This window comes from Microbispora sp. ZYX-F-249 (genome assembly GCF_039649665.1).
In the GTDB taxonomy this organism is placed as follows: domain Bacteria; phylum Actinomycetota; class Actinomycetes; order Streptosporangiales; family Streptosporangiaceae; genus Microbispora; species Microbispora maris.
Genome location: NZ_JBDJAW010000176.1, coordinates 1 through 403 on the forward strand (window position 1 = coordinate 1; position 403 = coordinate 403).

Sequence of the window (403 nt, forward strand, 5' to 3'; positions counted from 1 at the left end):
AGTGGGCACCGAGGGACGGCTGGGCGGGCAGGCACAGGTCCCCGGCGTCGCCGGAACCTGGCGCGACCTCACCGACTCCGTCAACTTCATGGCCGGCAACCTCACCAGCCAGGTCCGCTCCATCGCCCAGGTGACCACGGCCGTGGCCCGCGGCGACCTTTCACAGAAGATCACCGTCGACGCCCGCGGCGAGATCCTCGAACTCAAGAACACCGTCAACACCATGGTCGACCAGCTCTCGTCGTTCGCCGACGAGGTCACCCGCGTCGCCCGCGAGGTCGGCACCGAGGGCCAGCTCGGCGGCCAGGCCGACGTCAAGGGCGTGTCCGGCACCTGGCGCGACCTCACCGACTCCGTCAACTTCATGGCCGGCAACCTCACCAGCCAGGTCCGCAACATCTCG

Annotated in this window: 1 protein-coding gene; it reads left to right on the plus strand. The window is 69.2% G+C overall.

The genetic code is table 11. The annotated features are described in order from the left end of the window. A partial coding sequence (locus AAH991_RS40295; RefSeq protein ID WP_346231212.1) for a HAMP domain-containing protein occupies nucleotides 1-403 on the plus strand: 403 nt, incomplete at both ends.